Genomic DNA, 12,274 nt, shown 5'->3' with positions numbered 1-12,274 from the left:
AACATGTCGCAGGAATGGGGGAGGAAGCCTTTTCGGGGAGAACGGCAGCGGAAAGCAAAACGGAGGGAATGCATGAAAAATAATCCCTACAAAGACTTGCTGCCGCTGGAACGTAGGCCGGACGGTTCCCTTTACCGCATGACGCCGGCGCAGCGGAAACGGGCAAACACCCTGATACGGCGGGAGTGCTGTTGCTGCGAGGGCGGCAACTGCATTGCCCTTGACGATGGGGACACCTGTACCTGCCCACAGACGGTTTCTTTCTCGGTCTGCTGCAAGTGGTTCCGATGGGCGGTCTTACCGCTGGACGGGGAATTGAAAGCAGAGATTTTCCGGGATAAGGACTTGAAACGCTGTGTGGTCTGCGGTGGTGTGTTTGTCCCCAAATCCAAGCGGGCTAAATACTGCCCGGACTGCGCCGCCAGAGTTCATAGGTGGCAGAAAACCGAAAGTGAACGGAAAAAGAGGTCTTGTGTGGACAGTTAGGAGTGAAAAAAGCCTTGATTTATCAGGCTTCGCAAGCCCCAAACCAGGGCGGGTGGTATAAACTATCGCCCACCCCGGAAAACGGGCTTCTAACCGTCTACAAAACACACTATGACAAACACGATTTACATTCATCAGCCGAAGCAGGCGTTCAGTTTCACGCGGCTCCCCAATTTCCTCTTTGAAGCCCCTACATTCCAGCCCTTGTCCAACGAGGCAAAGCTGCTGTACGCCTTTATCCTGCGACGGGCGGAGTTATCCCGGAAAAATGGGTGGGCGGACGAGTACGGGCGGATTTATCTGTACTATCCCATCTGTGAGGTGGTAGACCTGCTCCGCTGTGGGCGGCAAAAGGCGGTGAATACCCTGCGGGAACTGCAATACGCCGGGCTGGTGGAGATCCAGAAGCAGGGCTGTGGAAAACCCAACCGCATTTACCCAAAATTCTATGAAGCGGTTTCAAACACCGACTTCAAGAAATCCGGTTATGGTACGCCGGAGGGCTGAAAACCGTGCCTATGAAGTACGGAAATCACCCTTGAGAAGTACGGAAAACGGACGGTATATAGAAATACAAAGATTAAGAGATTGATTTAGATTCTATCCATTCCAATCCTATCCGAGCTATTTTCTGTGGGATTTTCCCTGTGGAAAACCCCGGATGGGAAAAGAATGGGGAAAGGAGTTTCATGGAACAACACGCAATTTTGCGTTTTGAGAAGCACAAGGGTAACCCAGCAAGGCCGCTGGAAGCCCATCACGGACGGTAGAAAGAACAGTACGCCAGCAATCCCGACTTGACACTGCCAAGAGCAAGTACAACTTCCATATCGTCAAACCGGAGGGGCGCTATTACCACTTCATTCAGAGCCGTATCGAGCAGACCGGATACCGCACCCGAAAGGACAGCACCAGGTTTGTCGACACCCTGATTACTGCCAGCCCGGAGTTTTTCAAGGGGAAATCCCCAAAGGAGATACAGGCGTTTTTCCAGAGAGCGGCGGATTTTCTCATTGAGCGGGTGGGCCGGGAAAATATCGTGTCGGCGGTGGTACACATGGACGAGAAAACGCCCCACCTGCATTTGACCTTTGTGCCGCTGACAAAGGACAACCGCTTGTTCACCAAAGAAATCATCGGCAACCAGGCAAACCTGACGAAGTGGCAGGATGATTTTCATGCCTACATGGTGGAGAAATACCCGGATTTGGAGCGTGGGGAGAGCGCCAGCAAGACAGGCCGGAAGCATATCCCCACCCAGCTTTTCAAACAGGCAGTTTCCCTCTCCAAACAGGCCAGAGCCATCGAAGCCACTATTGACGGCATGAACCCGCTGAACGCCGGAAAGAAAAAGGAGGAAGCCCTCTCCCTGCTGAAAAAGTGGTTTCCGCAGATGGAGAACTTCTCCGGGCAGCTGAAAAAGTATAAGGTCACCATCAAAGACCTTTTGGAAGGAAATCAAAAGCTGGAAGCAAGGGCAAAGGCCAGTGAAAGCGGCAAGATGAAAGACCGCATGGAACGGGCAAAGCTGGAAAGTGAACTGGAAAATATGCAAAGGCTGGTTGACCGTATCCCACCGGAAGTGCGTCAGGCCCTCCGAGAGCAACAACGCCAGCAGCGCCTCAAAGATCACGATCTGTAAGTCACCTTTGAGAAGCACGGAGGTACATTTGGGTAGAAGAAAAAAGCTGATTAACAACACGGATATTCCCCAACACCAGATCGAGGCAATCGCCCGCTGTATCATGCCGGACATTCTCGCATTTTATGAGAGCGAGGAGGGACAGCGGGAATTTGCTGAATGGAAGAAGCAGAGAGAAATGGAGAAGCAAGAGTCCAAAACAGAATAAAGGCATAGCAAAGGCGGAGTGTCACCATTTTGGATGACACCCCGCTTTTTTGCATTTATGTGGCTTTCTTCTTTTTCCTTGGCCCCCTTGGCTTGGAGGTGGGTTTGCGCTTCACCCCGTTGCGGAAATAAATGTTCTCATAACGCTCGAAAAAACAAATAATCCGAACCCATCTCCTATCGGAAACAAGTTCGGATTATATTGTTCTGGTGCCGGTGGCCGGACTCGAACCGGCACGGTGTCGCCACCGGTGGATTTTGAGTCCACTACGTCTACCAATTCCATCACACCGGCAAACAGTCTAAAAGTTGACCGTGATTTATTATAGACGAAACCAAGACAGAAAGCAAGCATTTTTCGGAAAATTTTTTAACAAAATTTTGATTTGCTTATGGTATACTGAAAGCAAGGAGGAAATCGCAATGTCTTTAAATACATTAGGGCTGGCGCATGACTTTATGCGGCGCATGGTTCAGCCGGGTGCCAAGTGCATCGATGCAACTGCCGGAAAAGGGCGGGATACCATGCTGCTGTGCCAGTTAGCCGGCGAGAGCGGTCATGTGCTGGCATTTGATATTCAGGTGGACGCTATCCGTCAGACGGAGGAGCGGCTTGCCCAGGAGGGCCTGACCAATGCAACACTCATTTTAGATAGCCATAGCAACATGGCACAATATGCTGAGCCGGAAAGTATCGATTGTATCGTGTTCAATTTCGGTCGCTTGCCCGGTGGTGATCCATCGATCTTCACCACAGCCGAAACATCCATTCCAGCAGTCACGGCCGGTTTGCAGCTGTTAAAGCCGGGTGGCGTCATGAGTCTATCGATTTACTACGGCGGTCCCAATGGATATGCGGAGCGCGATCGGCTGCTGGAATTCTTGCAGACCATCGACGATCGGGAAGCCAGCGTGTTGGTGTCGACCTGGCACAACCGGCCCAACGATCCGCCAATCTCCGTATTTGTATGGAAAAATCGTTAGTCGGGTGCAATGCGCAAGCCGAATAAATGCGCCAGGTCAGCGGCTTGACTGCGCGTGACCTGCGCGCCGCGCAACGACTCCAGATCGGCCGACAGGCCATCCAATTGGACCGCACGCAAGTCCAGTGCAGCAAGCGGGGTCTGGAAAAATGTAGCTCCAGTCCAATCAGACGGCTGAAATGCACAATCTTGCAGTGAACAGCTGAAAAAACGGGTATGGGGCAAAGCACATTTGGAAAACATACATTTTCGAAGCGCACATGAGGCAAAATTACTATAAGAAAAATTGCAGTTTTGCATCGCGACTTCCAACAGTGCCGCATCGGTCCATTGCGTGCCAACGGCTTTGCATTCGGAAAACGAGCAGCGCCGAAAACTGGTTTGCGTAAAATCGCAGCCGGAAAAATCGCAGTCGACAAATTGCACATCCGCCCAATCGGCACCCGACAGATCACAGCCGACAAAGCGGCAGGCGACCACACGTACTCCACGTAAAGAAAGGCGGGGGAATGAGGCCTCGGAAAATGACAGATGCTCAATGGACACCTGACGCAGATCAAGTTCTCCGTCGAAAGACAGGCGAGCCTGCTCGACAAATGCTGCCGCGTCGGTCAAAGGTGTATATTGAGAGGGCAAACGGGGTGCTGGGATTTTCATAAAGAACTTACCTCCGAAAACAAACAGAGTTGCCGGTCGGCCAGATTGACGATCTCCAGGCCGCGTTTTTTGGCATATCGGTGGGTGAAAGCCGTGCCGCCGGGTAAACCATCGAACCAACAGATCAGCCGGGAAGAGCCGTTGACCATAAAATGGTCCCGGGCATAAAAACAATCGGGTGTATAGAATTGTGCCAGCGAATGAACAAAGTCGGCCTGCAGCAGGACTTTTTGATAACATGTTTTCCAGCTGGATTCCCAGCTGTTGGCCTGCCCATCAAAGGGAATCGCGCACAGAAGCCGAATGGGAAGGTGCTCGCGCTGCTGGAGCACAGCTTGGGCTGCCCAGAGATCAAAGCCGCGGCTCATGCCGGTCACGAACAGGCGGTAGCCATCCTGGAACGCACGAACAATGGCTTTTTCCAGTTTGGTTTGGAGCATAGAAGGGACATTCGGACCGGCTGCGGTCCAAGCGGGGATTTTTTCCGGGCGATAGCCGGAAAAGCAACAAGTCACGCGATGATCCAAAAGAATCCCTCCAAATCGAAAATTTGTTCGCATTTAGTATAGCAACATTTGTTCGAAAAATCAAGAGGAATTGCAATTTTTTTGCCGACGAATTTTGGTTGTCAAGACCTTGCAAAGCTGGTACAATGATAACAACAATTTCGGGAAAGGGGAGGATGATAACGGCAAGCAAAGACCATTTTTGGATTATTCGGCAACTTTTCAGCCGGTATTTTCGGGAAGGCATCCCGCAGGCGGCTGCCGAACTATCCTATTTTCTGCTGTTCTCCTTTTGTCCGATCCTGATGTTTCTCACGTCGGTTCTGGCGCAGATCCACCTGTCTGAGCAGGCAATCTATACGTTTACGCAGTTCCTGCCGCATTCGGTGCAGATCATGATTCAGAACTATATTGCTTATGTATATGCGCAGCCCAGTCTGCGTCCCATGCTTGTCGGTACCATTTTGACTATTTATTTTCTGTCGCGCGCCGTGCGCTCACTCATGCGCGCAGTCAATGAAATCTACCGCGTGCACGGGCGGCGGGGGACCGTCTATCAGATCGTCATGTCTTTGGTGTTTACCTGTGGCTTTTTGCTGGCCATTATTGGAACGCTGTCGCTTGTCGTCTTTGGCCGCACGGCCTTTCGGATGCTCCGTGAGTGGTTCCCGGTACCGGTGATGGTCACCGATGCTATCGAAGGAATCTCAATGCCGGTCGCGGTGTGCATCATCTTTTTCTTTGTGTTGCTCGTCAACAAATTGCTGCCCAATATGCGCCTGAAATGGCGGCAGGTTTTGCCGGGATCGTTGTTGTCCTTTGGGGCATGGTGGGCGATTTCGATGGCCTTTTCGTTTTACGTCGATAATCTGGGGCGATATTCTTTGCTGTATGGCTCGCTAGGCACCATTATTATTTTAATGCTGTGGCTCTATATGACCAGCATCACGCTTTTAATCGGTCCGATGCTCAATCATACGCTTTTGCTGCATCGGATGGATCGGAATCGGAGAAAAAAGACAACGTCTTGATGCGTTGTTCTAAATAAGGGAGGAACAAGATATGAAAATCGTAGCGATCAATGGCAGTCCGCGCAAGGGCGGTAACAATGCGCAATGTCTGGAACGGATGGGCAAAGTCTTTGCTGCCGAAGGCATCGACTTTGAAGTGGTGCAGCCCGGCGCACAGGTCAAGCCCTGTCTGGCATGCTATCATTGCCTCAATACCGGCTCGCTGCACTGCATCCAGAACGATGATATGGTCAATGAGATCATTGATAAGTGCATCGAAGCCGACGGCATCATCCTGGCATCGCCGGTTTATCATGGCGGTATTGCCGGCAATATGAAGTGCGTGATGGACCGTATCCTTTTGGCGGCCTGCTGCGGCCAGAATCAGTTCCATCATAAGGTTGGTGCTGCGCTGTGCACTTTGCGCCGGTCGGGCGGCATGGAAACCTATCAGCAGCTTCTGGGGCTGATGGATGCGATGGAAATGGTGATCGTGACCTCGGACTATTGGAATGCGGTCCACGGCGCCGAAATCGGGGAAGCCATGCAGGACATTGAAGGCGTGGAAGTAATCGAAAAACTGGCGCGCAACATGGCCTGGATGGTCAAGGTGATCGATGCGGCCAAGGGCAAGATCGATCCTCCGGAAACCCATCCGCGCACGATGATGAATTTCATTCGATAAAACAAAATGGACGGAACCCAAAGCGGGATTCCGTCCATTTTTTATGCCTGTTCCAGGACCGTTCGTGCGGCGCGGATAGCTTCGGCATCGGTTTGCCAGATTTGGTCTTCCGGGATGCCGGGAAGCCCCATAAACACATCGGGATTGCGGTAACGCATGCCGCTGTGGAGCACGGTCTTGCCCGACATATGGAAGCTGGAAAGCGGGGTGTCCTGTACCAGGCGGGCAATAGCCTGCGCGTTGATGCCCGCCCCGGCCAGGATTTCGATTTCACCGGCCTGAGCGTGAAGGTCGACTAAAAGCGCTTTGCCCTCCAAGGCACTGGCCTTAGCGCCCGATGTCAGGATGGTGGAAACGCCTAGCTGCTTGGCTTGTTCCAATGCCTTTTGCGGGTCGGAGCAGACATCAAATGCCCGGTGTAAGGTCACTGGAATACCAGCTGCGGCCTCCATCAAGCGGGACATGGCGGGCATGTCCAAATCGCCATCCGCGGTCAGGCAACCGATGACAACGCCATCTGCCCCAGCACTCCGAAACGCGCGCACTTCGTCCTCCAAAATGGTCAGTTCATCCGAGTCATACAGAAAATCGCCAAAGCGGGGGCGCAGCAGCACTCGAATCGGAATATCGACCGCTTCCCGCACCCGGGAAAAGAGCGCAAGGCTGGGCGAAGTGCCGCCAATGATCAGATTGGCGCACAGTTCCAAACGGGTCGCACCGCCGGTCTGGGCAGCCCGGGCGGAAGCGACACTGTCAACACAGCATTCTAAGGTAAAATGTTTCATCACAAATTCCTTTCCAGTCGTTTGGGGATATTATAGCATGAATCGCAAACGGTGCAACATGTGTTTCTCACATTTTGTGAAAAAACGTGCGGCACAGACGGCGGAAAATCCCTGCATTGCCACTTAAAATATAGCGTTCTTTGTGGTATACTTATTCTGTATCATGCTGAAAGAGGCCGATCAGAGCAAAGGCCGACCGGAAAAATACCGGCAGAGGCAAAGCCGTTTGCAAAACACGCGGCTGGCCGATTTCAGCCATTATTCGATGGATGCGCAGACTGCGTGCGCATCGGTCAAAGGAGATTCATTCAATGAGCAAAATTTCGAGTATTTACTGTTCGCGACAGGAGGAATGCAAGCGCCCCTATGGCGCGGTTCCAAGTGGAGAAACGGTAAAATTCTGCATCCATCCGCTGCGTTCTGCCGGAGTCCTGCGCGCCCAGCTGCTGCTTTGCGCGGATGGCGCGCAGCCGGAAAGTATCGATATGCACTGGGGTGGGTACTGCGGTGCGCGCGACTGCTACACCGTGTCGGTGACAGCGGGCGCGCCTGGCCTGTTCTGGTATTATTTTAAAATTCAGACCACAGAGGGTGAGCATTTTATCTGCCGCAGCATGGGCGGCGAAGGCACGGTGCGGGAAGAACTGGGCGACCAGTTCCAGATGACTGTCTTTGATGGTAATTATCAGGTGGCATCCTGGTTTGGCCGGGGCATCACCTATAACATTTTCCCAGACCGGTTCAACCGGACCCAGGTGCCGCCGGCCGATGGCTATCGTTCGGTGCGGCATGTGCATGAAAATTGGTCGGATACACCGGTCTATCTGCCGGATGCCCGCGGGGAAATTCTCAACAACGATTTCTTTGGCGGCAGCTTGCAGGGCGTTTTAGCCAAGCTGGATTATCTGGAAAGCCTGCATGTAAAGACCCTGTACTTTAACCCCATGTTTGAAGCGTTTTCCAATCACCGGTACGATACTGGCGATTATAAGACCATCGACCCCATGATGGGCGCCGAGGAGGACTTCAAACAGCTCTGTGCAGAAGCCGAAAAGCGCGGTATGCGCGTGATTTTGGACGGCGTTTTCAGCCACAACGGCTATGACAGCAAATATTTTAACGCGCGCGGACATTACGACAGTGTGGGCGCCTACCAGTCCAAGGAATCTCCCTATTACGACTGGTATGACTTTTCCCATTGGCCGGACCAGTATTCGTCCTGGTGGGGCATCTATACGCTGCCCCAGGTCAATGAGATGAACCCCAAATATCTGGATTATATCATCGAAGGGGAAGATAGCGTCATCCGGCACTGGCTCAAAGCCGGTGCATCCGGCTGGCGGCTGGATGTGGCCGACGAATTGCCGGACGCCTTTATTGCCAAGCTTAACCAAGCAGCGCGAGAGACCAAAGCCGATGCGCTGGTGGTTGGCGAAGTGTGGGAAGATGCGTCCAATAAGATTAGTTATGACGTGCGCCGCCGGTATTTTCAGGGCGGCGAACTGGACAGCGTGATGAACTATCCGCTGCGGGACGGCATCATGGCCTTTTTGACCGGCTCGTCGGCCGAAGATTTTACCGAAAAAATGGAATGCCTGCGCGAGAATTATCCGCGTGCGGTCTTCTATAACCTCATGAATATTATCGGCACGCACGATACGCCGCGTGCCATTACGGCGCTTGGCGCGGGCCCTGGTGACTGGAATGCCAGCCGGGAATTCCGGGCCGAGCATCGGCTCACAGGGGAGGCGCTGGTGCATGCCAAGCGGCTGCTCCAGATCGCGGCGGTCATCCAGTTCACCATGCCGGGCTCGCCAACCATTTACTATGGCGACGAAGCCGGGCAGCAAGGGTATGAGGACCCGTTTAACCGGCGCACCTATCCCTGGGGGCAGGAAGATACCGAACTGCTGGCCTTTTATCGCGCCCTGTGCGGCGCGCGCGATGGCAGCGCGGCTTTGGTCGATGGCGATTTGGAATTTCTCGAAACCGACGGCGCTGTGCTGCTCTATCAGCGTACGACGCCGGACGAGCGGGTTTTGGTGGCCGTCAACCGCGGCAATGAATCGGTACACTATGCCATCGGCGGCGCCGACCGTCTGCGGGAACTTTTGACAGGCGAAGAATATGAGCGGGAAGACGAGGAACTCATCCTTGCATTGCCGGCAATGAGCGCACAACTCTTCCAGATGGACTGAAAGAAGGGGTCAACATGGAATTCACCGAAAAGACATTGACACAGGAATATAAATTTAAGGGCAAGATCATGAGTGCCCGGGTGGACGATGTGGAACTGCCCAACGGCCGCACAGCATACCGCGAGGTCTGCGAGCATGTCGGCGGCGTGGGCATCCTGCCGATCGATGCGCAGGGCAATGTGGTCTTAGTGCGTCAGTTCCGTTATCCCTATGGCGAGGTCATCTATGAGATCCCGGCGGGCAAGATGGACCACGGCCCGGAAGATGCGGAAGCCTGCGGCGTGCGGGAACTGCGCGAAGAAACCGGCTTTACAGCAGGACGGATGGTCCCGCTCGGGGAAATTTATCCGTCGCCCGGCTTTTTGACCGAGGTAGTATATCTGTATGCAGCGCTCGATTTGGTTCCGGGCCCGTCCCAGCCGGACGAAGATGAGTTCGTTGAGCATGTGACCATGCCGTTTGCTGAACTGGAAAAGCGGATCATGGACAATGAGATCAAGGACGGAAAGACCGTTGTGGCGGCATACCGTGCCCGCCTGAAAGGCTTGATTGGTTAATCATCAACGCTTTTGGATGCCATGGGAGGAACGGAGAACATGGAAAAGACCATTCTTGTGGTAGAAGATGAAAAGGCGATTGCCGATATTTTGATTTTTAACTTGCAGCGCGAAGGGTATCAGACCCTGGAAGCAAATGATGGCCAGGAAGGGCTGCGGCTGGCGCTCGAAGGCGAACCGGACCTGATTTTGCTGGATGTCATGCTGCCGGGTATCGATGGGTTTGAAGTTTGCCGTCAGGTGCGGCAGGCGTCGCAGGTGCCGATTTTGATGCTGACCGCGCGGGAAGAGGAGGCCGATAAAGTCCTGGGCCTGGAACTGGGCGCAGACGATTATATCACCAAGCCGTTTTCCATGCGGGAACTGATGGCGCGGGTCAAAGCCAACATCCGTCGAGTGTCGGTGCAGCAGGCCGCCGAAGAGCCGCCCAAGGAGTCGGGCGGCAAACTGGTCATCGCAGCCGACCGCGGTGCTGTCTACAAAGACGGCAAGGCGCTCGACCTGTCAGTACGGGAATTTGATATTTTGACGTTTCTCGCGTCCGCACCCGGCAAGGTATTCTCCCGGGAGCAGCTGATGGAAAACGTCTGGGGCTATGATTATTATGGCGATTTGCGGGCCGTGGATGTTGCCATCCGCCGGCTGCGGGAAAAGCTGGAGGACGAACCGGCACAACCCAAATACATCATCACCAAACGCGGATTCGGCTATTATTTTTCCGACCTGGAAGCGGTCGAAAGCGCATAAGGCGCCGACAAGCTTGATTTTTATAGACAAAGGGGAACCACGAGTATGTTTCGCAGCCTCCATATGAAGCTCGTCCTGATCCTGATCCTTTTGATCGTGTCGGTCATGGCGGTGATGGGGACCTTCCTCATCAACAGCGTGGGCAATTATTATCTAAAAGACTTTCACGACCAGGTGACCGGACTGTTTACTTCGGAAATGCTGGTATCCCTCAATGAGGCCGCCCAAAACGATGACGATGGGCAGCAGCTTGCCGCCATCATCGCAGCGCGGACCGGCTCGCTGGGAATCGATAGCCACCGTCACTATTACATCCTGGACGCAGAGGGCAATTACCTGAGCGGTTCGCGGGTGCAAGCCAGCGCCGACCTGAGCACCACTCCCAACCTTCTGGCGGCGATGGCGGGCGAAGTGGGCATTGACAATTCGGTCATGGACAGCTATCTGGATGCTGCGTATCCGATTGACGGCGGTGACCGGGATTACATCGTTTACATCAAGGACGACAAGCAGGAGATGCAGGAACTGTCCTGGCGGTTCTTCAGCATCGTGATTGAAGCCATGCTCTTTGGGCTTCTGGTGGCCGTCCTGCTCAGCTTCCTGCTGAGCAAGACAATCACCACCCCGATCGAAAACATCAAAGAGCAAGCGCGTCTGGTCGCCAGCGGCGACTTCAGCCATCGCTTGCCCATCCAGTCGGGCGACGAAATCGGTAACCTCACCGAAACCTTTAACTACATGGCTGAAATGCTGCAAAATACGCTGGGCGAAGTGCAGGAGGAACGCGATAAGCTCAACACCGTGTTCCTGCACATGGCCGACGGCGTGGCCGCGTTCACTTCGGATGGCCACATCATCCATATGAACCCGGCGACCGAACGCCTGATGGGTGTGACCTTTAACGAAAATATGACCTTCAACGAGGTCTTTACCGGTCTGGCCCTTCCGGTGGCGACCGTGAGCAGCGAACGCAAGTTTATCAGCACCGAGATTGAACGCCTGGGCCGTACGCTGAATGTTCTGGTGGCTCCCTATGGCGCGGGCGAAAGCGAGCGCGGCGTTATCGTGATGATTCACGATATCACCGAGCAGCGCAAGCTGGATGATGCCCGTCGTGAATTTGTGGCCAACGTATCCCACGAATTGCGTACCCCGCTGACCAACATCAAGAGCTATACCGAAACCTTGATGGATGCTGCCGGTGAACTGCCGATGGAAACCGAAAAGCGTTTCCTGGGCGTCATTTCGGGCGAGGCCGACCGCATGACCCGCATCGTCAAGGATCTGCTGACCCTGTCCAAGCTCGATTATGGCCGCATGGAGCTGACTTTCCGGCGGTTCTCAATTCCGAAAATGCTGGAAAATGTCTATACGGCCATGAAGCTGGACGCCCAGAACAACGGCCATGTACTGACCCTCGACATGCAGGAGGATCTGCCCGAAATGGTCGGGGACAAGGAACGGCTGGAGCAAGTGGTGGTCAACATCATTTCCAATTCGATCAAATACACCTCTGCGGGCGGCCATATCCAGGTGAAAGCCGCTATGCGCGATCCGCACAGCCTGATGCTGCGCATTGCCGACGATGGGATCGGCATTCCAAAGGAAGATATCCCGCGCCTGTTTGAGCGATTTTACCGCGTGGATAAGGCCCGTTCGCGGGAAAAGGGCGGCACCGGTCTGGGACTGGCGATTGCCAAGGAGATGGTCGAGGCCCATCACGGAACCATCCATCTGGAAAGTGAATTAAACGTCGGCACAACGGTAACGATTATCCTGCCGGTCGATCTGCAAGTTGGGGATGCCTGAAC

Annotated in this window: 13 protein-coding genes, 1 tRNA gene and 1 pseudogene; 11 read left to right on the top strand and 4 right to left on the bottom strand. The window is 53.9% G+C overall.

Features of this window, described 5'->3' with window-relative positions; genetic code table 11:
* Positions 1-72: 72 nt before the first annotated feature.
* The 4 genes and pseudogenes from EFB11_RS01455 to EFB11_RS01435 all read left to right on the top strand — a co-directional run bounded on the left by EFB11_RS01455 (position 73) and on the right by EFB11_RS01435 (position 2,336).
* Positions 73-486, top strand: coding sequence for a cysteine-rich VLP protein (locus EFB11_RS01455; RefSeq protein WP_122788620.1), 414 nt, complete (start codon positions 73-75; stop codon positions 484-486).
* Positions 487-597: 111 nt separating this feature from the next.
* On the top strand, positions 598-993 hold the full coding sequence (locus EFB11_RS01450) for a replication initiator protein A (protein ID WP_122788619.1): 396 nt from the start codon (positions 598-600) through the stop codon (positions 991-993).
* 182 nt (positions 994-1,175) lie between these two features.
* Positions 1,176-2,128 (top strand): annotated as a pseudogene (gene mobV, locus EFB11_RS01440) (MobV family relaxase).
* A 28-nt stretch (positions 2,129-2,156) separates the two neighbouring features.
* Positions 2,157-2,336, top strand: a complete 180-nt coding sequence (locus EFB11_RS01435) for a hypothetical protein (RefSeq protein ID WP_122788618.1) — start codon at positions 2,157-2,159, stop codon at positions 2,334-2,336.
* Between the two features lie 207 nt (positions 2,337-2,543).
* Here EFB11_RS01435 and EFB11_RS01430 read toward each other — a convergent pair.
* Positions 2,544-2,630: transfer RNA gene (locus EFB11_RS01430), tRNA-Leu, on the bottom strand.
* 128 nt (positions 2,631-2,758) lie between these two features.
* Between EFB11_RS01430 and EFB11_RS01425 the strand changes: the two genes are divergently transcribed.
* Entirely contained in the window at positions 2,759-3,319 is a 561-nt protein-coding gene (locus EFB11_RS01425) for a tRNA (mnm(5)s(2)U34)-methyltransferase (protein WP_122788617.1), read from the top strand.
* Here EFB11_RS01425 and EFB11_RS01420 read toward each other — a convergent pair.
* Positions 3,316-3,975 carry a pentapeptide repeat-containing protein gene (locus EFB11_RS01420; protein ID WP_122788616.1) on the bottom strand — a complete coding sequence of 220 codons (660 nt, stop codon included), beginning with the start codon at positions 3,973-3,975 and terminating at the stop codon, positions 3,316-3,318. The two genes, EFB11_RS01425 and EFB11_RS01420, sit on opposite strands and share 4 nt — an antisense overlap.
* Complete coding sequence (locus tag EFB11_RS01415; protein ID WP_164706542.1) at positions 3,972-4,502, bottom strand: SLOG family protein; 531 nt, start codon at positions 4,500-4,502, stop codon at positions 3,972-3,974. The genes EFB11_RS01420 and EFB11_RS01415 overlap by 4 nt, the downstream gene beginning before the upstream one ends.
* 155 nt (positions 4,503-4,657) lie before the next feature.
* Here EFB11_RS01415 and EFB11_RS01410 point away from each other — a divergent pair, with 155 nt between their 5' ends.
* The gene (locus EFB11_RS01410; protein WP_164706541.1) at positions 4,658-5,512 is read left to right on the top strand and encodes a YihY/virulence factor BrkB family protein; all 855 of its coding nucleotides are present in this window, start codon (positions 4,658-4,660) and stop codon (positions 5,510-5,512) included.
* 31 nt (positions 5,513-5,543) lie between these two features.
* Positions 5,544-6,176 carry a flavodoxin family protein gene (locus EFB11_RS01405; RefSeq protein WP_122788613.1) on the top strand — a complete coding sequence of 211 codons (633 nt, stop codon included), beginning with the start codon at positions 5,544-5,546 and terminating at the stop codon, positions 6,174-6,176.
* 41 nt (positions 6,177-6,217) lie between these two features.
* On the opposite strand, the gene EFB11_RS01400 is transcribed toward EFB11_RS01405, so the two are convergent.
* The gene (locus EFB11_RS01400) at positions 6,218-6,961 is read right to left on the bottom strand and encodes a copper homeostasis protein CutC (RefSeq protein WP_122788612.1); all 744 of its coding nucleotides are present in this window, start codon (positions 6,959-6,961) and stop codon (positions 6,218-6,220) included.
* Between the two features lie 311 nt (positions 6,962-7,272).
* On the opposite strand from EFB11_RS01400, the gene EFB11_RS01395 reads away from it, so the two are divergent.
* Genes EFB11_RS01395 through EFB11_RS01380 form a run of 4 tightly spaced genes read left to right on the top strand, consistent with a single transcriptional unit; the run spans position 7,273 to position 12,272 of the window.
* Positions 7,273-9,159: a glycoside hydrolase family 13 protein gene (locus tag EFB11_RS01395; RefSeq protein ID WP_164706540.1), complete on the top strand. Its 1,887-nt coding sequence runs from the start codon at positions 7,273-7,275 to the stop codon at positions 9,157-9,159.
* A 14-nt stretch (positions 9,160-9,173) separates the two neighbouring features.
* The gene (locus tag EFB11_RS01390) at positions 9,174-9,716 is read left to right on the top strand and encodes an NUDIX hydrolase (RefSeq protein WP_122788610.1); all 543 of its coding nucleotides are present in this window, start codon (positions 9,174-9,176) and stop codon (positions 9,714-9,716) included.
* 39 nt (positions 9,717-9,755) lie between these two features.
* Positions 9,756-10,463, top strand: coding sequence for a response regulator (locus EFB11_RS01385; protein WP_122788609.1), 708 nt, complete (start codon positions 9,756-9,758; stop codon positions 10,461-10,463).
* Positions 10,464-10,508: 45 nt separating this feature from the next.
* Positions 10,509-12,272, top strand: a complete 1,764-nt coding sequence (locus EFB11_RS01380; protein ID WP_122788608.1) for an ATP-binding protein — start codon at positions 10,509-10,511, stop codon at positions 12,270-12,272.
* Positions 12,273-12,274: the final 2 nt, after the last annotated feature.

It is taken from the genome of Intestinibacillus sp. Marseille-P6563 (assembly GCF_900604335.1).
In the GTDB taxonomy this organism is placed as follows: Bacteria; Bacillota; Clostridia; order Oscillospirales; family Butyricicoccaceae; genus Butyricicoccus_B.
Note: the sequence above shows the minus strand (reverse complement) of the source record. Positions and strands in the feature narration are given on the sequence as shown.